This is a genomic window from Rhizobium sp. 01T444, from assembly GCF_056398305.1.
Map to the genome: position 1 here is coordinate 463818 of NZ_JBFTPD010000003.1, position 20328 is coordinate 484145.

15 protein-coding genes and 1 tRNA gene are annotated in these 20328 nt (G+C 59.0%); 8 read left to right on the forward strand and 8 right to left on the reverse strand.

All coding sequences use genetic code 11. From position 1 onward, the window contains the following. Positions 1–4: 4 nt before the first annotated feature. Positions 5–2908, reverse strand: coding sequence for a DUF1156 domain-containing protein (locus AC1DTN_RS07690; RefSeq protein ID WP_477920293.1), 2904 nt, complete (start codon positions 2906–2908; stop codon positions 5–7). A 79-nt stretch (positions 2909–2987) separates the two neighbouring features. Then, complete coding sequence (locus AC1DTN_RS07695; protein WP_477920294.1) at positions 2988–6494, reverse strand: helicase-related protein; 3507 nt, start codon at positions 6492–6494, stop codon at positions 2988–2990. A 204-nt stretch (positions 6495–6698) separates the two neighbouring features. On the opposite strand from AC1DTN_RS07695, the gene AC1DTN_RS07700 reads away from it, so the two are divergent. Continuing rightward, positions 6699–6788: transfer RNA gene (locus AC1DTN_RS07700), tRNA-Ser, on the forward strand. Between the two features lie 307 nt (positions 6789–7095). Here the strand turns inward: AC1DTN_RS07700 and AC1DTN_RS07705 are convergent. The 3 genes from AC1DTN_RS07705 to AC1DTN_RS07715 form a co-directional block, all read right to left on the reverse strand. Further along, complete coding sequence (locus tag AC1DTN_RS07705) at positions 7096–7383, reverse strand: hypothetical protein (protein ID WP_037072484.1); 288 nt, start codon at positions 7381–7383, stop codon at positions 7096–7098. A gap of 336 nt (positions 7384–7719) precedes the next feature. After that, entirely contained in the window at positions 7720–7929 is a 210-nt protein-coding gene (locus AC1DTN_RS07710; RefSeq protein WP_007824862.1) for a cold-shock protein, read from the reverse strand. A gap of 436 nt (positions 7930–8365) precedes the next feature. Further along, a complete protein-coding gene (locus AC1DTN_RS07715) occupies positions 8366–9310 on the reverse strand; it encodes a LysR family transcriptional regulator (RefSeq protein ID WP_477920391.1) in 945 nt (314 codons plus the stop codon). 163 nt (positions 9311–9473) lie between these two features. Between AC1DTN_RS07715 and AC1DTN_RS07720 the strand changes: the two genes are divergently transcribed. Both AC1DTN_RS07720 and AC1DTN_RS07725 read left to right on the forward strand, forming a co-directional pair. Then, positions 9474–11003, forward strand: coding sequence for an MFS transporter (locus AC1DTN_RS07720; RefSeq protein ID WP_477920295.1), 1530 nt, complete (start codon positions 9474–9476; stop codon positions 11001–11003). A gap of 178 nt (positions 11004–11181) precedes the next feature. Beyond that, positions 11182–11439: a DUF2934 domain-containing protein gene (locus AC1DTN_RS07725; RefSeq protein WP_037102067.1), complete on the forward strand. Its 258-nt coding sequence runs from the start codon at positions 11182–11184 to the stop codon at positions 11437–11439. A 188-nt stretch (positions 11440–11627) separates the two neighbouring features. On the opposite strand, the gene AC1DTN_RS07730 is transcribed toward AC1DTN_RS07725, so the two are convergent. Continuing rightward, positions 11628–12272, reverse strand: a complete 645-nt coding sequence (locus tag AC1DTN_RS07730; RefSeq protein ID WP_439016877.1) for a ThuA domain-containing protein — start codon at positions 12270–12272, stop codon at positions 11628–11630. A 358-nt stretch (positions 12273–12630) separates the two neighbouring features. On the opposite strand from AC1DTN_RS07730, the gene galE reads away from it, so the two are divergent. Together galE and AC1DTN_RS07740 are read left to right on the forward strand one after the other, a co-directional pair. After that, complete coding sequence (gene galE / locus AC1DTN_RS07735) at positions 12631–13614, forward strand: UDP-glucose 4-epimerase GalE (RefSeq protein ID WP_113319871.1); 984 nt, start codon at positions 12631–12633, stop codon at positions 13612–13614. Next, a complete protein-coding gene (locus AC1DTN_RS07740) occupies positions 13592–15136 on the forward strand; it encodes an alkaline phosphatase family protein (protein ID WP_477920296.1) in 1545 nt (514 codons plus the stop codon). Before galE ends, AC1DTN_RS07740 begins: the two co-directional genes overlap by 23 nt. A gap of 7 nt (positions 15137–15143) precedes the next feature. Here the strand turns inward: AC1DTN_RS07740 and AC1DTN_RS07745 are convergent, their stop codons facing one another. Next, on the reverse strand, positions 15144–15647 hold the full coding sequence (locus AC1DTN_RS07745) for a DUF1993 domain-containing protein (RefSeq protein ID WP_477920297.1): 504 nt from the start codon (positions 15645–15647) through the stop codon (positions 15144–15146). Positions 15648–16033: 386 nt separating this feature from the next. On the opposite strand from AC1DTN_RS07745, the gene AC1DTN_RS07750 reads away from it, so the two are divergent. The 3 genes from AC1DTN_RS07750 (at position 16034) to AC1DTN_RS07760 (ending at position 19634) form a co-directional block, all read left to right on the forward strand. Continuing rightward, positions 16034–16963 (forward strand): sugar ABC transporter substrate-binding protein, encoded by a 930-nt coding sequence (locus tag AC1DTN_RS07750; RefSeq protein ID WP_310385441.1) that lies wholly within the window; start codon positions 16034–16036, stop codon positions 16961–16963. Between the two features lie 69 nt (positions 16964–17032). After that, positions 17033–18574 (forward strand): sugar ABC transporter ATP-binding protein, encoded by a 1542-nt coding sequence (locus tag AC1DTN_RS07755; protein WP_477920298.1) that lies wholly within the window; start codon positions 17033–17035, stop codon positions 18572–18574. 34 nt (positions 18575–18608) lie between these two features. Continuing rightward, complete coding sequence (locus AC1DTN_RS07760) at positions 18609–19634, forward strand: ABC transporter permease (protein WP_310385437.1); 1026 nt, start codon at positions 18609–18611, stop codon at positions 19632–19634. A gap of 54 nt (positions 19635–19688) precedes the next feature. On the opposite strand, the gene AC1DTN_RS07765 is transcribed toward AC1DTN_RS07760, so the two are convergent. Then, positions 19689–20240, reverse strand: coding sequence for an NUDIX hydrolase (locus tag AC1DTN_RS07765; protein WP_477920299.1), 552 nt, complete (start codon positions 20238–20240; stop codon positions 19689–19691). Between the last annotated feature and the right edge of the window lie 88 nt (positions 20241–20328).

A 20328-nucleotide genomic window follows, 5' to 3' on the forward strand; every position in this document is an offset into this window, starting at 1 on the left:
TTCCTCAGAGATCGAACGCGGCCTGCGCCGGCTTTGTGGTGGACGGCGCGACCTGCGTGCCGGCGTCCTCGAGATGCGGCCATTCCTGCGCGAGCTCGTTGTAAACCAGCGCCTCCTGTGACCAGCCCTTCTGCGTGGCGATCTCGAAGAGGCGATAGGCCAGCTTGCGCGCCTGGTCGCTTGTCGGCCCCATCTGCGCCACCAGCCGCGCGGCCGCCTCCGCACCGCCGTCCTCGGCGTTAAGCACACGAGCAGTGTGCTGCACACACTCCCAGATGGTCAGCGTCCTGTCCTTCACGGGCGACCAATCCGTTGGTAGTTTTTCGCGCGCAGTGAGCGCTGTCCTGCCCCTCAGATCCTCGAATACTCCAGAGTCGAACAGCGCATTGCTCGCAATATTTTTGGCATTGGCCAGAGTGATCAATTCACCAGACGAGCGGGAGTCGAAGCCATAGGTCGCAAACCAGGCGAGCGCCACTTGCGTTTCAGAGTCGAAGGCGGCGTCGAGTTCCTGGTCGATCTCTTCCCATACACGGTTGATGATGGCGAGTGCTGTCTTCACCGTCATGGCATTATCATCATCCTCCAGCACCTTGGCATGGCGGGAGAACACACCCATGCCAGGACCGATCACCGATTGCTGCATGTCGACTGGGCCGACACCAGCCTTGCGTATGTCGTCTATCGCTCCTGGAAGTTCTTTGCGTAAGATTCGCACGAAATCGGCACGAGTGATCGTCAGGGCGTCAGCCGAGCGTTTCCTGCACACCAGAACAATCGACGATGCCAGAGCGTTGATGTTTGCCTTGAGTGCGTTCGTCGCTTCAGTTCGCACAGGCCAGGTGCCGTCGACAACCAGTCCGGCGTCAATTGTCGCCTGGAGAAAAGTTGCCCATCCAGCTGAAGTTATGCCATCTGCGGCGACCTCTGATTGTTTGAATGCGTAGTAAATTGCAACCGGTTCAGCGTTGGTAGAAGCTTTGCGGATCGCGGTCAACGCTTGTGACATGCCATCCAAGAAGAAGGCTTCCGCGTTGGAATTTCCACCGTGTCGATAGCTTTCAGCAATCAGTTCATCGTCTTTGGGTGTCAGCAGTCGGCGGAATAGCTCTGGCCAGACGTCCGGTATCGATCGTTTCAGCCACACATAAAAGAAGTCTGATAAATCTGCGTAGCCCACGTTGTCGTAGTATGGAGGGTCACTCGAAATTACCACAGGGATATCAGAGAATGTGTTTCTCTGGGCAGCAAGGTGGCGAACATTCCCTACTCCGCCGACACCTAAGTTCTGCAGATTTTCAGCAACTGAAATCGCAGTGCCAGCGATATCTCCGCCTGCGCCAGCAAGCGGATTTGTTTCCGCGAAGGACCATTGCATAGGAATGCCCTGCCGGCCCATAGCTCCAGCAAGTCGACCCATTCCAGTTTCCCATATTGCGAGTGCACATGATCGGGTCGAGGACTTACTCACCGCGAAGGCAAGATACGTGGCGATTGCATCGGCATAAGCCTCAGGGCCAATTCCACCATTTGATAGCCTCGCAAACGAGGCTGGGAGTCGTGAGCTGCCAGCGTCTACGAGCGCTCTTTCCCGCGCCTCGGAGACGAGGTCGGAAAACGTAGTCATGGCTATGAGTTGCCGAGCAGTGAAGTAATCCGAAAAAGTATTAAAACAGTATCTTCTGCCCTGTGCGTTGCTGCCGAACGTGCCACGACAAGTCTGTGATGGCGCCCTCATCTGTTCGCCATTCTCGTCTATATAGGTCTTACAGACGTTATTGAAGCGTTCATGCTCCGGGGTAGGGCTAAGATAGACGCGTCCACGGTCGCCTTCCGCGACTATTGCTATCAAGCGCTCAGACAAACGACCCAACCTGGCTTCGCTGTCTACGTAGTCTCCGGATATGTTTGCACCGGTGAGAATGCATGAAAACGTAGCGCGGGCCGCCTTCGTGCCTCTTTTCAATACCTCTTCGTCCGACTTGCTCAGATTTCCGGTCTTAACTTTCACGCTCCATCCATCCGGCGCGTTGGGGTCGATAACCGGTTCCACCCAAGCTTTTTTTCCCTCTTTCGTGGATAGCATAAACGAGGGGATGAGGGGCACCAGTGCTCCTTTTGCCGATGGATCAGGCGAGCGAACTGTTCTGGCCCAGAGCCATGCGACCACTGTCGCCTGAGAGTTCCCGGGCAAACTAATCTTGGGATATAGATGGCCGATCCGCTTCTCGGCTTCATCGCGAAGCCATTGCCCATAGTAGCGAACGTCGTCTGCAAGACCCTGCGCGCCCTTGCCGTTCCAGCGGCCGCGCTCAAGTTCCTTGCGGGCCGTCGGGTTTACGGGCGGATGGCCGGCGAATTTCGGGGGGATCTCTACCAGCGCCTTGCCGATCAGCACCGCCACCGGGTTGAGGTCAGAGCCGTAGGCACGCAGGCCGAGCCGCTGCGCCTCGAGAGGGATCGAGCCACCGCCAGAGAAGGGATCGTAGACCGGCGGCGCCTTCTCCTGCAGATAGGCGAGGATCGCCTTGCCATCGCCCTTGGCTGGCGGCTCCTCGCCGAGCCCCCACGCCACCGACCGCGCGATTTCCCATCGCGCGTCATTGAGGATGTCCTCGTTGTTCGAGGCCTCCCAGGGCACCATGCGCTCGATCACGCGATGAAGGCGTCGCCGCTCAATGTCCTGCGCCTCTTCTGTCGGAAAACGGTCCGGCCAGGATGACGGATCATCGACCAGCTGCGAGAACAGCACAGCGCGGCAGGCTGCCAATGGTCGACGCGCCCACCACAGATGGAGCGTCGAGGGATGGCCATGTCGGATCGACTTCTCTCGGGTAGAAGCCGCATTGATTGCTTCGAGCGGGATCGAGACCTCGATGAGTTTTTTACGTGGAGCCGAAGCCGTCATATTCTACCTACAATTAGGGCACGTCGCGAGCGCCGCCCAATCCAATGTTTTTTTTGCCGCTTATCAGGGAATCGTCTCGTCAAGACGGTGTCGTTCCCATCGATAGCAGATCAGCGACGTTGAACACCACTGCCGTCTCGCCGAAACCCAGTTCCCTGTGGAAGAAGCGGCGGACATAGACAGGTTCGCGCGCAAAGCCCTCCTCGATCTTCACGATCGCCAGGATGAAGGCTTCGGCCGTATTCAAGGACGACAAGAGCTCGTTCTTGGTGAGGATGATGTCGCGACCCTCGGCGTGCCGGCCCTTGACCTCGATAAAGCGCAGGTGGCCCGTCTTGCCGTCGCGGCTCTCGATGTCCCAGCCCTTTTTCTCGGCAGCGACATCACGCGGGACGTGGCCGAGGGCAACTTCCGCCGCCATCACCGCGTCCATGGCCGTCTTCTCTGATAGTGCCCGTAGGACGGGGTCCTCGGCAAAACCGCCCACCGTCGGCGCAGCGGTCGCCGGCAGCCTGGCAGCCAGCAGGCCGCGCGGAATCACAAGCGCGGCACCCTTCAACACCGGCGGCAGTGCCGAGATCTGCCGCTCGTGATCGAGCTCGGTCTGGCGCTTGTGCAATCGTTCGACCAGGCGTGCGGCCGTCGCCTCGGCGTTGTGGGCATTGATGCGCTGCTCCTTGCCAGCACGCTCCTCCTCGCGGAGCCGGGCGGCACGCGCATCCCAGTAGTTAATTTCACGGGTGAGGCGCGCGCGCACCTCGCGCTCGACCTTGTCTATTTCGGCGATTCTGCGTTTCCGGACTTCCTCAAGGTGCTGCGGCACAAGCGAGGCAATCGCATAGCCCAACGCCTGCTTCTCGACATTGCCTGCCAACCAGGCCGCGTCCCTCGCGCCGGCTATTCTTGAACGCTCTTCCTCGGTGATCGGGCGGTAGTCGAGATAGGGCGCCGGCCCGCCATCGATCGCGGAACCGTCTTCCTTGAGGAACAGGAACTGGAGACGCTGGGAAATAACGCGCGGCTCGCCGGAGCGGCTGGCGCGCGCATCGCGGACGGCGTGCTCGAGGTAGACCAACAGACGAGGGTCCTGGCTGTCGTCGGCATCGTCGACCAGGATAGCCCCCTGGCCGAGCAGCGGCTGAAACCGTTCGAGCACCAAGTCGACAAGAGCCTCAAGCAACGGGTGGCCCGGCGCGACGAGTTCGGCCTGCGGCTGACCGACAATCAGCGCCTTCTCAAAGGAGATTCGCGCGTAGCGATCAAGAACCGGGTCAGATCGGCCGATCAACCTGTCTCGCTCCTTGAGGATCGAGGGCACGCGCAGGATTTCGAAGCGACCTTTCTCGCGCTCGGCAATCCTTCCGCCGAGCATGTCGAAGGCCTCGCGGAAGAAGGCACCAATGAAATGCGGCTGAAGACGGCGGGCGGCGGCGCGCTCCATTTGCTCGCGTATCTCGGCGACGGAGTTGGGGTTCATGCCTTCGGACGTGAGCTTGCGCTCGGCGACCAGCGTCTCGATCGCGTCAACGTCGACGGCGCCGTCAACCTTCTGGAAGAGCTCGGCCTTCTTTTCCGGACGGTCGCCATAGCGGATGGCCTCGACAAGTAGGTCGCGCAGCGCCTGGCCCTCGAACAGCTCACCGAGCACGTCATAAACCTTGCCGCCGAGTGCTGTTCGCGCCTCCTCAAGCTTCTCGAGCAGCCGGCGATAGACCTCGCCCTCACGCGTATTGGCCGCGCAAAGGTTCCAGAGATGGCAGACCTCAGTCTGGCCAATGCGGTGGATGCGGCCGAAGCGCTGTTCGAGACGGTTGGGATTCCACGGCAGGTCGTAGTTGACCATCAGATGAGCCCCGCGCTGCAGGTTCACACCTTCGCCGGCGGCGTCGTTGGCGATCATGACCCTGACTTGCGGATCGGAGTTGAACGCGGCAATCGCCGCACGCCGGGCTTCACGAGCGATCCCACCGTGAATAACGACGACTGCAGACGGATCGCCCACTAACGCACCGATCTTCTGCTGCAAGTATTCGAGCGTATCCTTTGGCTCGGTGAAAATAAGCACTTTGCGCCGCAGCCCGGTCGCCTTGTCGAGCATAAGGGGCTCATCGAGAATGGACTGGAGCTCACGCCACTTGGCGTCCTGGCCGGACAGTTTGAGCCTGAGCGCGCATTCCTCGAGGTCCCGGAGTATAAAGATCTCGGCCTCTAGCTCCGCAAGCGTCGAGGCAGCCGTCGCCTGGTCAACGATCTGCTCCTCTGTAGCTTCCGCTTCGGTGCCGGGCACTTCGTCGAATTCATCTGGGTCGTAGCGCGGCAGATCGGGAACGCCCGTCAACCGTGACGCGCCTCCTTGGCGCATCAGCTTCTCCTCGCGCAGACGCTCCTCGAGCCGCTTGCGACGCCTCTCGAGCGAGCGATGTATCGCGGCCGGTGAGGAGGCGAGCCGCCGCTGTAGGATCTGGAGCGCGAAGCCGACGCTCGACCGGCGCTTGTCGTCGCCCGTCCGATCAGCTCGATTCATCTCCTCGCGCACATACGTGGTGACAGCCTGGTAGAGGTCGGCCTCGACGGGCGACAGCGCGTAACTCGCAGTATAGGCACGACGCTCCGGAAAGAGCGGGGTTCCGTCGAAGCGGTAGAGCTCCTCCTTGGTCAGGCGGCGCATCATGTCCGAGACGTCAGCCTTGTGGACTCCTTCACGGAATCTGCCTTCGAAGCGGTCGGCATCCAGCAGACCCATGAAGAGCTGGAAGTCCGCCTCCTTGCCATTGTGCGGTGTCGCTGACATCAGTAGGAAATTCCGCGTGCGCGTGCCCAGGAGCTTGCCGAGCTTGTGACGCTGAGTCTCCTTGATCTCGCCACCAAAGTAGGACGCGGCCATGCGATGAGCTTCATCGCAGATGACTAGATCCCAGTCAGGCGCTGCCTCGAGCTTGGCCTTGAGCTCGTCTGACCGCGCGGCCATGTCGAGTCGGAGGATCAGCCGGTTCTTGTCGAGGAAAGGGTTGCCAGTCACGGAAGCCTCGATCTGGTCACGCGTCAACAGGTCGAAGTGAAGGCCGAACTTCTCTGCCATCTCCTCCTGCCACTGCTCAACCAGGCTGCCCGGCGCGACGATCAAGCAGCGCTCAAGATCGCCGCGAATAAGAAGTTCCTTGATCAACAATCCAGCCATGACCGTCTTGCCGGCACCGGGATCGTCCGCGAGCAAGAACCGAAGCGGCTGTCGCGGAAGCATCTCACCGTAGACCGCAGTGATCTGATGCGGCAGCGCCTCAATCTGGGAAGCACTTACTGCGAGGTAGGGATCAAATAGGTGTGCAAGGCGGATCCGGTAAGCCTCAGACGCGAGCCGGAGGAGTGCGCCATCTGCATCAAATGCGTAAGCGCGGCCGCCACTGACGATTTCGAAGTTCGCTTCCTCGCCGCGGTAGACGAGTCTCTCTGCAACTTTACCATCGACCCGGAAAACGAGGTTCATGGCATCAGAGCCGAAGCGCGAGACTGAGACGATCTCGGCTATACCACCAGCATCTAGCCCGCGAAGTCGTGAACCAGGTTTAATGTTTTCAAAAATGCTCATTGTTGCGCGGCTATAAATTGACTGATTAAGACGAACCGTCACCATACTGTCCGGTTATTCAAAAAGGTAGCCTTGCAAACTACTGCAACTCAGACTTTTAGCGGCGCGCTGCGGCCACACTGCCGGTGCCGAAAACGCAAATTGCCAGCCTGTCATTTGCTCGTTATGAGAACGCCCGCGCCGAACAAGCGCCGACCAGACCGCGGAGAGGTGGCAGAGTGGTCGAATGCACCGCACTCGAAATGCGGCATACCTGCAAGGGTATCGTGGGTTCAAATCCCACCCTCTCCGCCACGTCCTTTTCATAACCCTTATGAAAAGTGCTTTTTCAGCGCGGACGGCGTGATACCTGTTGCTTACCCTGATCTCAATTCTGCCAATAAGGTCGATTTCAGTTCGCAGAACGTGATCGGCTAGTGGGATATGCTTACGAGTCAGTGCTTTAACGGGCGGTAATGTGGCGCCACTATGTCGCTGATAACTAAAGGCTTTTCACAATGCTTATTTCAGCCTGAGGTCGGCCACGTCGAAACAGCATGCGAAACCTGCCGATGTCACAGATCAAACCTCCAGCGCTCACAATATCCGTTCTGCCCAGCGATCATTTATTCTTCAGGAGCCACATTTTGCCTGCCATGGTAATGCCCTGCGCGGAGGTTTCCGGGGTCGCATCTGCGTCCAGGCTCTGCAGAAAGCCGTAGTCTCGCAATTCGTTCAACGTGGTCGTTGTCAGGAATTTCACCTTGATCGGCCGCTCCTTGAAACGGTCGGTCCTGGCATAGGTGACGGTGGCGTTCAGATGGGTCCATTTATTGCCGTCCTGGGCAAACAGGTCACCGTCCTTCGCGAGCTTTAAACCCCTGATCTGGGTCGGCGTCAGCGAGACCAGTGGCGCCGGCGCGGTGTCTTTGGTGCTTTTTTCGGTTGTAGTCAAAGTTCGGTCCTTGAATGGTGTAATCGTTTTGAAATGCGGGTCTGTGACATTCTCTGCAGTCGCCTTTTATCGCCGCGCGCAGCACGGACATGGCAGGCCTGGCAGCGGGTTTGCGACCGGCATCTGCGATTTCGACCCGATACGGTTGAAAGCCGGCGGTAGCAGCTCTTCGGCATGGGCAGATTGCGGATCGGTGGCAGTTCAATACCAACGAAAAAGGCCAGACATCCGCCTGGCCTTCTATGCCTTCATCACCATGCCAGTACATCCGTGGTCATGGGGAGTTAAGCCTTAAGCGGCCTGAAGCTGGCCTGCGGACATTTTGCCGGACCTTTGGTCCTGCTCAAGTTGATAGCCAAGCTTCTGACCTTCAACGATCGAGCCCATGCCGGCGCGCTCGACTGCGGAGATGTGAACGAAGACGTCCGCACTGCCGTCGTCAGGCTGAATGAAGCCGAAGCCCTTGGTGGCGTTGAACCATTTAACTGTGCCGGTGGTCATAACAAACCCTTTCATAGCAACGATTAATCTGCCGCCGGGCGACGCACGGCGGTTGTTTCGACTTTTGAGAGGGAAAGTTGATCAAGAAGCGCGAAGCGCAGCAAAAACAAATAACGGCAAACAAAGTATCGATAGCGCTCTATATCCATTACGGGTTATCGCGTCAACCTTTGTTCCTCAAAGTTTTGGATTTGCTACTAAGGGATGTATTTCTGCGTCGTTGATCTGAATCACACTATAATAGGCTCCGGGTATCGATTTTGCGTTCGTGGGTGCGTGACATGCTTTGCGTTTCGGAACTGTGGCTTCATTGTTTCGATGACGTCGTCTGCGCATTCCCCAAAGGTCTCGTTGACGATGGCGTTTTTCGCCTCGATCGGAATCAATGCCGGCCTGCAGCTTTCTCCGATGCAATCATCTGCAGTGGTGCAAGTTTTCAGGGCTTCAAGGGCTGTGATCGTCGCTCTTCTTCCATGTGAATCTCACAGCGGTCTGAGAATAGTTTTTCGCTGAGGAAATCGACGAGGACGCGGACCTTGGGCGAGAGGTGCCGGTTGGATGGCCAGAGGAGATGGAACTGGGCAGGGGCGTCTATATGGGCGTCCAGCACGGTGCGCAGCCTGCCGTTGGCTAGCGGGTCGCGCGCGAGGAAATCCGGCATGCAGCCGATACCCATGCCGCTGACGGTAGCGCCGCGTAGCGCCTCCATGTTGTTGCAGGTCAGAACGGTACGGGTTCTGATTTCCGGATGGTCCGCTGTGAGGCTGAGCGGCCAGGGCTGCAGCTTTCCGGAATTGGGAAATCGGAACCGGACGCTCAGATGGCCTTCGAGATCACGAGGGCAATCGGGTGTTCCGTGTTTTTCCAGATAGGCAGGCGCGGCGCATAGCAAGAGTTGAAACGGGCGCAGCGCACGCGACATCAGTCTTGAATCGGGCAATGTCCCGCTGCGGATTGCAACATCGACGCCTTCTTCGATCAAGTCGACAATCCGGTCGTTGAAGTCGAGATCCAGTTCGACCTCCGGGTAGAGGTTCACGAATTCCGGCAGGATCGGCAGGATCAGATGGTAGCTGACCAGCGGCACGCTGACGCGCAACCGTCCCCGAGGGGTCGCGACTGCCTGTGCCAGAGAGGCCTGGGCGTCTTCCAGGTCATCAAGGATACGCCGGCAACGCTCGTGGAACAGGCGGCCTTCTCCCGTCAGCCGCAAGCTTCGTGTCGAGCGCTGGAACAGGCGGACGCCGAGCTGTTGTTCAAGCGCGGTCACAGCCTTGCCGACAGCGGAGGCGGAAAGGCCGAGAGCACGCCCGGCGGCGACGAAACTTCCGAGATCCGCCGTTCTGACAAATGCCGTGAGGCCACCCAGCGGTTGGTCCATATGCAGGTCCATTCGAGCGGTTTCTTCCTTTATACGCGGAACAAACCATAGGTTATCGAAGAATTATCCTCAATTTATGCTGCTTTCCGCAATCGAAGTCCAGGCGTTTCAGCGCCCCGCGCCCCTCCCAAGCGCGTCCCACCCTCGAACCAGCGGATATCAGATGACCGTTCCCCACAAGTCCAAACCTACAAGTATCGCGGAGAAAATCTTCGTCTTGATCGCCGTCTGCTCTGCGGCCGCGGCTATGCCGCTCACATTCACTGGTCCCGCGGTGGCCCTGCCGGCGATCAGTGCCGAACTTGGCGGCAGCCCTATTGCCCATAATTGGGTCACCAATGCCTTCATGCTGACATTCGGCAGCACATTGATGGCGGCCGGCGCGCTGGCAGACAGCTATGGCCGCAAACGCATCTTCCTGTGTGGCCTTGCCGCCTTCATCCTGTTTGCCGGCGGGCTTGCTTTTTCGCCTGACATTATCTGGTTCGACAGCCTTCGCGCGCTTCAGGGTTTCGGCTCGGCCGCGGCCTTTTCCGGCGGAATGGCATCGCTGGCACAGGAGTTTGACGGAAAGGAACGCATGCGCGCCTTCAGTCTCGTCGGTGCAAGTTTCGGTATTGGCCTGGCGTTCGGACCGATGGCGTCGGGCATGATGATCGAGGCCTTCGGGTGGCGAGCGATTTTCGCACTCGTGGTTGGCTTCGCTATCATCGCTTTCGTTTTCGGGGCGGTATTCCTGACGGAAACCCGCGACCCCGAGGCAAGGGGGCTCGATTGGCCGGGCGCTATCAGCTTCACGCTCGCCCTATCGCTCTTTACTTATGGCGTGCTGCGGGTGCCGGAAAGCGGCTGGGGCGATGCTCTCACGCTTGGGCTCATTCTTGGCTCGGCGCTGCTGATGGCCCTCTTCTGCTTCATCGAGCATCTCGTAAAGCGGCCGATGCTTGATCTGACGCTTTTCCGCTACCCTCGCTTTGTCGGTGTGCAGCTTCTGGCGGCGGCTCCCGCTTATGCTTTCGTCGTCCTGCTGATCCTGCTGCCGGTGCGCTTCGTCGGTGTCGAGCGTTTGAGTGCGGTCGCCGCCGGACAGATGATGATCGCGCTTTCCGGTCCGCTTCTCATCCTGCCGATCGCGGCCGGGCTGCTGACCCGGTGGTTGCCGGCAGCAACGATCTGCAGCGTCGGTCTCGTCATTTCGGCTGCCGGTCTCTTCTGGCTCGCGCACATTCCCGTCGGTTCGGACCATGTGGCGCTTATCGCACCGCTGCTGACGATCGGTATCGGCATCAGCCTGCCCTGGGGTCTCATGGACGGACTTGCCGTCAGTGTCGTGCCGAAGGAGCGTGCCGGCATGGCAACCGGGATCTTCAGTACGACCCGCGTTGCCGGCGAAGGGGTGGCGCTCGCTATCGTGAGTGCGGTCCTCTCCGCACTGACGCAGTCCTATCTTGGAACAAGCCATGAAGCGACAGTGGCGGCACAGCGACTGGTGACGGGGGATCTCAACGGTGCGGGTCAGGCCCTTTCCGGCATGGGAGAACTGGAACTCATCCGTGCCTATAATAGTGCCTTCGGCCTGCTTCTGTGGTTTCTAACCGGCATTACCATTCTGACGGCAATCGTCATTTTCACCTTCATGGGACGAGGTACCGGTGAAGCCGAGGAAGCGGTTGAAGAGTCTATCGCTGTTTGAACATATCAGGGCGGACGAACGTTTCCGCCCTTTTAACTATAGCCAACGAAAAACTACTCTTTTCTAAGCAATTTATCCTGCAAAATTACATCCCGCAGTAACGACTCCTAAAGTCCAGGCTGGCACTTTTATTCTCATTGGTATTGCGTGTGCGTATTTATTGGCTGGGGTTTTTGCAATGAGTCGTAATCGGGATGATTGGGTCAGCCAGCGGGCATATGCCATCTGGGAAGAGGAAGGCCGGCCGCATGGTCGGGGCGAAAGCCACTGGGCGCAGGCGCACAGAGAATTCGAACAGCTTGAAGCCACCAAGGCCTCTGCCGATGGGAGCGATCTCATCGAAAAGCTGAAGGCAGCCGGGCGCCTGATGCGCGCTTATGACGAGGCTGAGGCGCAGGATAGTGAGAGCAGCCGGCGCAAGGCGGCTGGCCGCTAGGCTCGGCTGAGGCCGGCGTCGCAGAGGCGCTTTTATATACTGAATGCTAAAGCCTGCTGGCCGTCGCGTCGGCGGCTTTTTCATTGTCAGGCGGGCTTGTTCGCAATCATGGCCTGAACGGTCCTCGGTTCTGTATGTTCATCGAAGCCCCCAACCGAGCATCGCAGCTCCTTCCGATCCTGCCCCGATTACTGGCGAGCGGCCCAACTGAGACCGCGCCGGAGAATGAGGGGCATGTAGGGGTGGCTGAATTCAGCGGCGACATGGCCAAGTGCGGAATAGAAGATGCGGCCCTCGCCGAAATGTCGCTTGAAGACGACGGGCATCGCGACATTGCGCGCGGCAGGATCGTACTGGCCGGTGAAGGTCGTGGTAGCGAGGATTTCGACCGAGGGATCATAGTGCAGATAATACTGCTCCGAGCGGTAGTCGAAGTCTGGAATGCCCTCCATTAACGGATCGTCCTGCCGCGTTACGGCAACCCGGAAGTCAATGACATTGCCGGGATGGGCAACCCAGGTGACGCCGGAGACGTAGCGGAAGGGGGCACTTTCCTTGAAGGAGGTGGCAAGGCAGCCGTGATGGCCGCCGAGGCCGAGGCCACCGCGAACAGCTTCGACCAGGGCATCCGCATGCGGCTTTTCCAGCTTCTCGCCGGTAATGATCGGCACCAGCAGATCGGCGCTGGCGAGGAGCGGCGACCCGAATATGCCTAGATCATTGGTGATTTCGACTGCAAAGCCATCCTCGCGCAGCAATTCGCCAACGATATTGGCGGAGGGCTCCGGCTCGTGGCCCAGCCAGCCGCCCCAGACGATGATCGCCTTTTTCATATTTCCTCCTCTAGGCCTGAATAAGCAGGCTTTCGACGGTAACATTATAGCGCAACGGTTCGTCGGCCAGATGTCGCCTGATCTCTGCGACAACTAAACGGCTGAGACGGCCGCGTTCATTGCCGACGTCGCTAGCGATATAACGAATGTCTCCGATGCGAAAGCCGTTGCCGGCACACTCGAGACGTGTCCGGTTTTTTATGTGGCCGGCAAGTCAATCGCCCTGCCGAAAGGCGTATTCCGTATGCAAGCCGTCTCTAATCTTCTTATTTTTGCAGATATGTAACCGAGATAACTTTTTACTGACGTGTAACTTGGCTAAGGTCTGCGCATCTGTGGCTTGCAAAAGGTGAGATGTATGGCAGGTGAAACGGTACTCGTCGTTGGCGGCGCTGGGTATATTGGCTCGCATACGTGTCTCGATCTGGCGAACAAGGGTTACAAGCCCGTCGTCTTCGATAATTTTTCCAACGGCCATCGCGAATTCGTCAAATGGGGACCGGCGGAAGAGGGTGATATTCGCGATCGCGCCCGGCTCGATGAGGTGCTGGCAAAGCACAAGCCGTCGGCGATCCTGCATTTCGCGGCGCTGATCGAAGTCGGCGAATCGGTCAAGGATCCGGTCTCCTTCTATGAGAACAACGTCATCGGCACGCTGACGCTGCTGTCGGCAGCGCAGGCCGCCGGCATCAATGCTTTCGTCTTCTCCTCCACCTGCGCGACCTATGGTCTGCCGCAGAGCGTGCCGCTCGATGAGACGCACCGTCAGGTGCCGATCAATCCCTATGGCCGTACCAAATATATCGTCGAGCAAGCGCTTGCCGATTACGACCAGTACAAGAGCCTTCGCTCCGTCGTGCTGCGCTACTTCAATGCTGCCGGTGCCGATTTCGAAGGCCGGGTCGGCGAATGGCACCAGCCGGAAACGCATGCGATCCCGCTGGCGATCGATGCGGCGCTGGGCCGTCGCCAGGGCTTCAAGGTTTTCGGCAGCGATTACGAGACGCGCGACGGCACCTGCGTGCGCGACTATATCCATGTTCTCGATCTTGCCGACGCGCATGTGCGCGCCGTCCAATATCTGCTGGATGGCGGCGAATCCGTCGCGCTCAATCTCGGCACGGGCACCGGTACCACTGTGAAGGAATTGCTCGGCGCCATCGAGGACGTCTCCAACAAGCCCTTCCCGGTCGAGTATATCGGTCGTCGCGAAGGCGATTCGCACACGCTGGTCGCCAATAACGACAAGGCGCGGGACGTGCTGGGCTGGGTGCCGCAGTATGATCTCTCGCAGATCATTCAGTCGGCCTGGAACTGGCATGCGAGATCAAATCACCACTGAACGTCGGCGAAAGCCCAACGTTCTCGTCATCACTGCGGATCAATGGCGCGGCGATTGCCTCTCGGCTGTAGGGCACGCCTGCGTCAGGACGCCGAATGTCGATGCCCTGGCGAAGGAGGGAACGCTTTTCCGGCGCCATTATGCCGGTGCTGCTCCCTGTTCGCCGGCGCGCGCCACACTTTATACCGGCCTCTACCAGATGAACCACCGGGTCTGCCGGAACGGCTCGCCGCTCGACCGGCGGTTCGACAATCTGGCGCTGGCGGCAAGACGGGCGGGTTACGATCCGACGCTGTTCGGCTACACGGACACGGCGCCCGATCCGCGCGATATGGATGCCGATGATCCGCATCTGACGACCTATGAAGGTGTGCTGCCGGGTTTCACTGTTCGCCAGCTCCTGCCCGAGCATGAGAGGCAATGGCTTTCCTGGCTACGCTTGCGCGGCCGCGCTGATGCCGTCAGCCGTGATATCCATATTCCGGTCGGCACTGCAGCGGGGGAAATCTCGAATGCGGCGCCAGCCTATTCACGCGAAGAGACACAGACCGCTTTCCTGACCGGGGAACTCATCCGCTGGATGGGTGAGCAGGATGCGCCGTGGTTCGCGCATATTTCCTTCCTGCGGCCGCATCCGCCCTTCTCCGTGCCGGAGCCATTCAACCGCATGTTCAAGCCGGGCGGAGGCCCGGCCTTTGCACGTGCGATAGGCCGCGAAATGGAACAGCAAGGCCATCCCTATCTCGCCTATGCCATGCCGCGTGCCGACAAGGGCAGTTTCATCCGTGGGGCGGAAGGGCCGCTCAGCGATTTGAGCGCTGCCGACTTCGACGCCATCAGGTCGATCTACTACGGGATGATTGCCGAGGTAGACGACCAGCTCGGGCGTATCTGGCAAGCACTGAAGGACGTCGGCGAATGGGACAATACGATCGTCGTCTTCACGTCCGATCATGCCGAGATGGCGGGTGATCACTGGACCCTTGGCAAAGGCGGCTATTTCGACGGTAGCTATCATATTCCGCTCGTCATCCGCGATCCTGGCGCGGCTTCCGCCGGCGGTATCGTCGAGAATTTCACCAGTGCTGCCGATGTGTTCCCTACGCTCTGCGATCGGCTCGGTATCAGGCCCACCAACGGCATCGACGGGCGATCGCTTACGCCTTTCCTCGATGGCGGCATCGCGCAGGGCTGGCGAGATGCGGCTTTCTGGGAATTCGATTTCCGGGATATCGTTCATGGCGAGGCGGAGCGGTATTTCGGCCTTCGGTCGAACGAGCTGAATCTTGCCATCATCCGCGACGAGCAATTCAAATACGTGCATTTCACCGCATTGCCGGCGCTGCTCTTCGATCTCGTCAACGATCCGATGGAGCTGCGCAATCTTGCCGATGATCCGGCCTATGCCTCGGTGCGGCTCAACTATGCCGAACGGCTGCTGTCGCTCAGAGCACGGCATCTGGATCAGACGCTTGCCTATACCGAACTGACGGAAAAAGGGCCGGTAATGTACCGGCCCTGATTAAACATCAGAAGTTTCCGAGGAAATCCCGCTTGCCGACCGGCGCACCCTGGTTGCGCAGGATGGCATGTGCCGTCGTCACGTGAAAATAGAAGTTCGGCAGCGCGAAGAGGGCGACATATTCGATGCCGGGAACGACGGAGCCATTGCGGCCCGGCACGGTGATCTCTCTCACATCGCTACCATCAAGAGCCTCGGCAGCGAAGCTCGCAAGGTAATCCTCGGTCTTGACCATACGTTCGCGCAGGTCGGCGATCGTCGCCTCATTATCCTCGAATTTAGGCGCGTCAGTCGCCGTCAGGCGGGCGAGCGCGAACTTGGCGCTATCGCTGGCGCGCTGGTACTGGCCGGAAAGCGGCAGCATATCCGGGGCGAGGCGAGCGTTTACGAGGATGGTCGGGTCGATCTTCTTTTCCTCGGCATAGGCTTCCGCCTTGTCGAGATAGGTCTTCAGGCTGGCAATGCCGCGCTGGAACATAGGCACGGTCAGGCGATACATCGAAATGGACATTGTCCTGTCTCCAAAATCTTTAAAAAACAGCCGGTGTGCGCAGGCTGTTCGGGGCTCCGACTAGATGGGGATCTCTACGGCTTTCGCAATAAGCGCCTGTGACGGTTCTCTGCCCATCATGGGCGGATTGCAACAGGCTGATCACGCACAATTCGCCGCAGCAGGCATCGTCTATTCGGCAACGACGGCCGAAATCGGCAAAGAGGCTTGACGCCGTTTCGATAAAATGGAATGAATATTCCGCGAAATAAATTTTACGGTTTGTTTGTTCCGTTTTGACGGAGCCGCCACGGGAGAGGCGGCGTGGGATTGAGGTCTGCAGACGGATGTCTGGGGCCCCGGCGTGAGGAGGGTGCAGCCGGGCACCGCTTTGTGGAGGAAATGCAATGAAAAAATTCATCCTGGGAACTGCGATGGCGCTCGTCCTGTCGACGGCCGCACACGCAGAAACCGTCGGCGTTTCGATGGCCAAATTTGACGATAACTTCCTGACCGTTCTGCGCAACGGCATGACCGATTATGCAAAGACGCTTAGTGGGGTCACACTGCAGGTTGAAGACGCGCAGAACGACGTTTCCAAGCAGCAGAGCCAGATCCAGAATTTCATCGCCTCCAAGGTCGATGCAATCATCGTCAACCCTGTCGATACCGATGCGACGACGGCGATGTCGAAGCTTGCGGCCGATGCAGGCATTCCGCTGGTTTACGTCAACCGCCAGCCGGTCAACGTCGACACGCTGCCGGACAAGCAGGCTTTCGTGGCTTCCAACGAGCAGGAATCCGGCACGCTGGAAACCAAGGAAATCTGCCGTATTCTCGGCGGCAAGGGCAAGGCCGTCGTCATCATGGGCGAACTCTCCAACCAGGCTGCGCGCATGCGGACCCAGGACGTTCATGACGTCATCAAGACGGACGAATGCAAGGGACTGGAGATCGTGGAAGAGCAGACGGCCAACTGGGATCGTACCCAGGGCGCCGACCTGATGACCAACTGGCTCTCCAGCGGCATAGAGTTCGACGCCGTGATCTCCAACAATGACGAAATGGCGATCGGCGCCATCCAGGCGCTGAAGGCAGCCGGCAAGGATATGAGCAAGGTCGTCGTCGGCGGCGTTGACGCCACGCAGGACGCGCTTGCTGCAATGCAGGCGGGTGACCTTGACGTTACCGTGTTCCAGGATGCCGCCGGCCAGGGCAAGGGCGCGCTCGATACGGCACTCAAGATTGCCAAGGGCGAAAAGGCCGACAAGAAGGTCTACATCCCCTTCCAGCTCGTCACGCCCGCCAACGTCAAGGACTTCGTCACCAAGAACTGAGGCAAACGCCAAGCAGGATGCGGGCTCTGCCCGCATCCTTTCAGCCTGTCCGTATCCGGAGGAGATGATATGGCCGTCAGCCCGTCAACCATGGCCGCCGTGCGCGCGAGCGGCGCAGTTCCGAATGCGGAATATCTCTTGAGCGCAGAGGGTGTTCGCAAGGAATTTCCGGGCGTCGTCGCGCTCGACGACGTGCAGTTCCGGCTGAAGCGCGCCTCCGTGCATGCGCTGATGGGCGAAAACGGCGCTGGCAAATCGACGCTGATGAAGATCCTCGCCGGCATCTACACGCCCGACAAAGGCGATATCCGCCTGAAAGGGGTCGAAATCCGGTTGAAATCTCCGCTCGATGCGCTGGAAAACGGCATCGCCATGATCCATCAGGAACTGAACCTGATGCCGTTCATGACGGTTGCGGAAAATATCTGGATTCGCCGCGAGCCCAAGAACCGCTTCGGTTTCGTCGATCATGGCGTGATGCATCGCATGACCGAGGAGCTGTTTGCCCGGCTCAATATCGCGATCGATCCTGATATCGAAGTCCGCTATCTCTCGGTCGCAAACCGGCAGATGGTCGAGATCGCCAAGGCGGTTTCCTACAATTCCGACGTCCTCATCATGGACGAGCCGACTTCGGCGTTGACGGAGCGCGAGGTCGAGCATCTTTTCCGCATTATCCGCGATCTCAGGGCCCAAGGCATCGGCATCGTCTACATCACCCACAAGATGAACGAGCTTTTCGAGATCGCCGACGAATTCTCTGTCTTCCGCGACGGCCGCTATATCGGCACGCATGCCTCGACCGAGGTCACCCGCGACGACATCATCCGCATGATGGTCGGGCGCGAGATCACCCAGATGTTCCCCAAGGAAGAGGTACCGATCGGCGAGGTCGTGCTCTCGGTCAAAGATCTCTGTCTCAACAGGGTCTTCCGCGACGTCTCCTTCGAAGTGAGAGCCGGCGAGATTCTCGGTGTGGCCGGCCTTGTCGGCTCCGGGCGCTCGAACGTCGCCGAAACGCTTTTCGGAGTAACGCCGGCGAGTTCCGGCTCGGTTGAACTCTTCGGCAAGCCGGTGACCATATCCTCGCCGACCGAGGCCATCCGTCACCAGATGGCGTTTCTGACCGAGGATCGGAAAGACACCGGTTGCCTGCTGATCCTCGATGTTCTGGAGAACATGCAGATTGCCGTCCTGCAGGACAGATATGTCAAGGGCGGCTTCGTGCAGCAGGGTGCGATCGAGGCGACGTGCGAAGACATGGCAAAAAGGCTACGCGTGAAAACGCCCAGTCTTTACGAGCGGGTCGAGAATCTTTCGGGCGGCAATCAACAGAAAGTGCTGATCGGGCGCTGGTTGCTCACCCATCCGAAGATCCTGATCCTCGACGAGCCGACACGCGGCATCGATGTCGGCGCCAAGGCGGAAATTCATCGGCTGGTCACCGAAATGGCGCGAAACGGCGTGGCGATCATCATGATCTCGTCCGAGATGCCCGAAGTGCTCGGCATGAGTGACCGCATCATGGTCATGCATGAAGGACGCGTGACCGGTTTCCTCAATCGCGATGAAGCAACGCAGATCAAGGTGATGGAACTGGCTGCGCAGTGATGCGCTGTCCGCGATCGCCAAAGGGAGGTTTGACATGACTACCAAGGCAGCAGAGGGTACGGCTCCGCTCGCAACCCGGCCGAGAAGGCGGCGTGTGCCGCCGGAACTCAGCATCTTCCTCGTGTTGGTTGGTATTGCGCTCATCTACGAAATCCTTGGCTGGATCTTCATCGGCCAGAGCTTCCTTCTGAACTCGCAGCGCCTGACGATCATGATCCTGCAGGTTTCCGTCATCGGCATTATCGCCGTCGGCGTCACCCAGGTCATCATCACCGGCGGCATCGATCTTTCGTCGGGCTCGGTCGTCGGCATGACAGCGATGATCGCAACGAGCTTCGCCCAGTCCTCTACCTGGGGACGAGCCGTCTTCCCGTCGCTGACCGACCTGCCGGCTCTCGTGCCGATCATGATCGGCCTGCTGATCGGGGCGGCGGCCGGTCTCATAAACGGCGCGCTCATCGCCTACACGAAGATACCGCCGTTTATCGCGACGCTCGGCATGTTCGTTTCGGCCAGAGGTGTGGCGAAGTGGTATACGAAGGGACAGCCGGTTTCCGGCATTACCGAGCAGTTTCATTTCATTGGAACCAAGGCGTGGCCGGTTGTCGTTTTCCTCGTCGTCGCGCTGATCTTTCATATTGCGCTGCGCTACACGCGCTATGGCAAGTTCACCTATGCCATCGGCGCGAACCCGCAGGCTGCGCGCGTATCTGGCATCAATATCGAGGCGCACCTCGTCAAGGTCTATGTGATCGCGGGACTGCTTGCCGGTCTTGCCGGTATCGTCACGGCAGCGCGCGCTGAAACCGCGCAAGCGAGCATGGGGGTCGGGTATGAACTCGACGCGATTGCCGCGACCGTCATCGGCGGCACCTCGCTTACCGGCGGCGTCGGGCGCATCACCGGCACCGTCATCGGCACCATCATCCTCGGCGTCATGACGTCAGGCTTCACTTTCCTCAGGATCGATGCCTATTACCAGGAAATCGTCAAGGGCGTCATCATCATCGCGGCCGTCGTCATCGACGTCTACAGGCAGAAGAAACGAACCAAGCACTGAACCGAAAAAAGGGGGCTTCGGCCCCCTTCATTGTTTCATGGAGAATGACTGCGATCACAACGAAGAATCCAGGGCTCCCGATATCTTCACATGTTGCATGAGTTTCTGGCGATCACCCAAAATCATCTCGGAAGGAATATCGGCGGGGTAGAAGAGAGCGATTTCCAGTCCCTCCGCGATAGCGTCATCCGTTGGTCCCGGCAGCTCTTCCTCACGCATCCGTGCTTCGAAGACGGTGAGCAGAAAATCGAAGGTTTCGCCTTGTGGTGAAATAAACTTTTTTCGTTCGACTTCGATCAGATCTACCAGGTCCAAAGACACGCCGATCTCTTCAGATATCTCCCGGCGAAATGTGGCGGAGAAATCCTCGCCTTCTTCGACCGTTCCGCCCGGCAGAGACCAGCCTGCATGCATACCGCTTCTCTTCGCCAAGACGATTTGGCCTCTGGCATTATGGACGATGCCGATCGCTCCGCCCAACGCCCGGCGGGAAAAGTGCTTGTGTTTCTGTGTCTCAAAATCGGCTTCCGGCAAGGGCTGATCGGCTGTCGTCAGCCTGGCATCCGGGTATTGTCGAATAAGCGCCGGGAAAATTTCCTCACTCATGGGGTTCTCTCAGATCATTGGCAGAAAAAGACGTTCCGCGGCGGTTGAGCCTGCGGACTGCGGCATCCAAGGTATTTGCGACGTTACC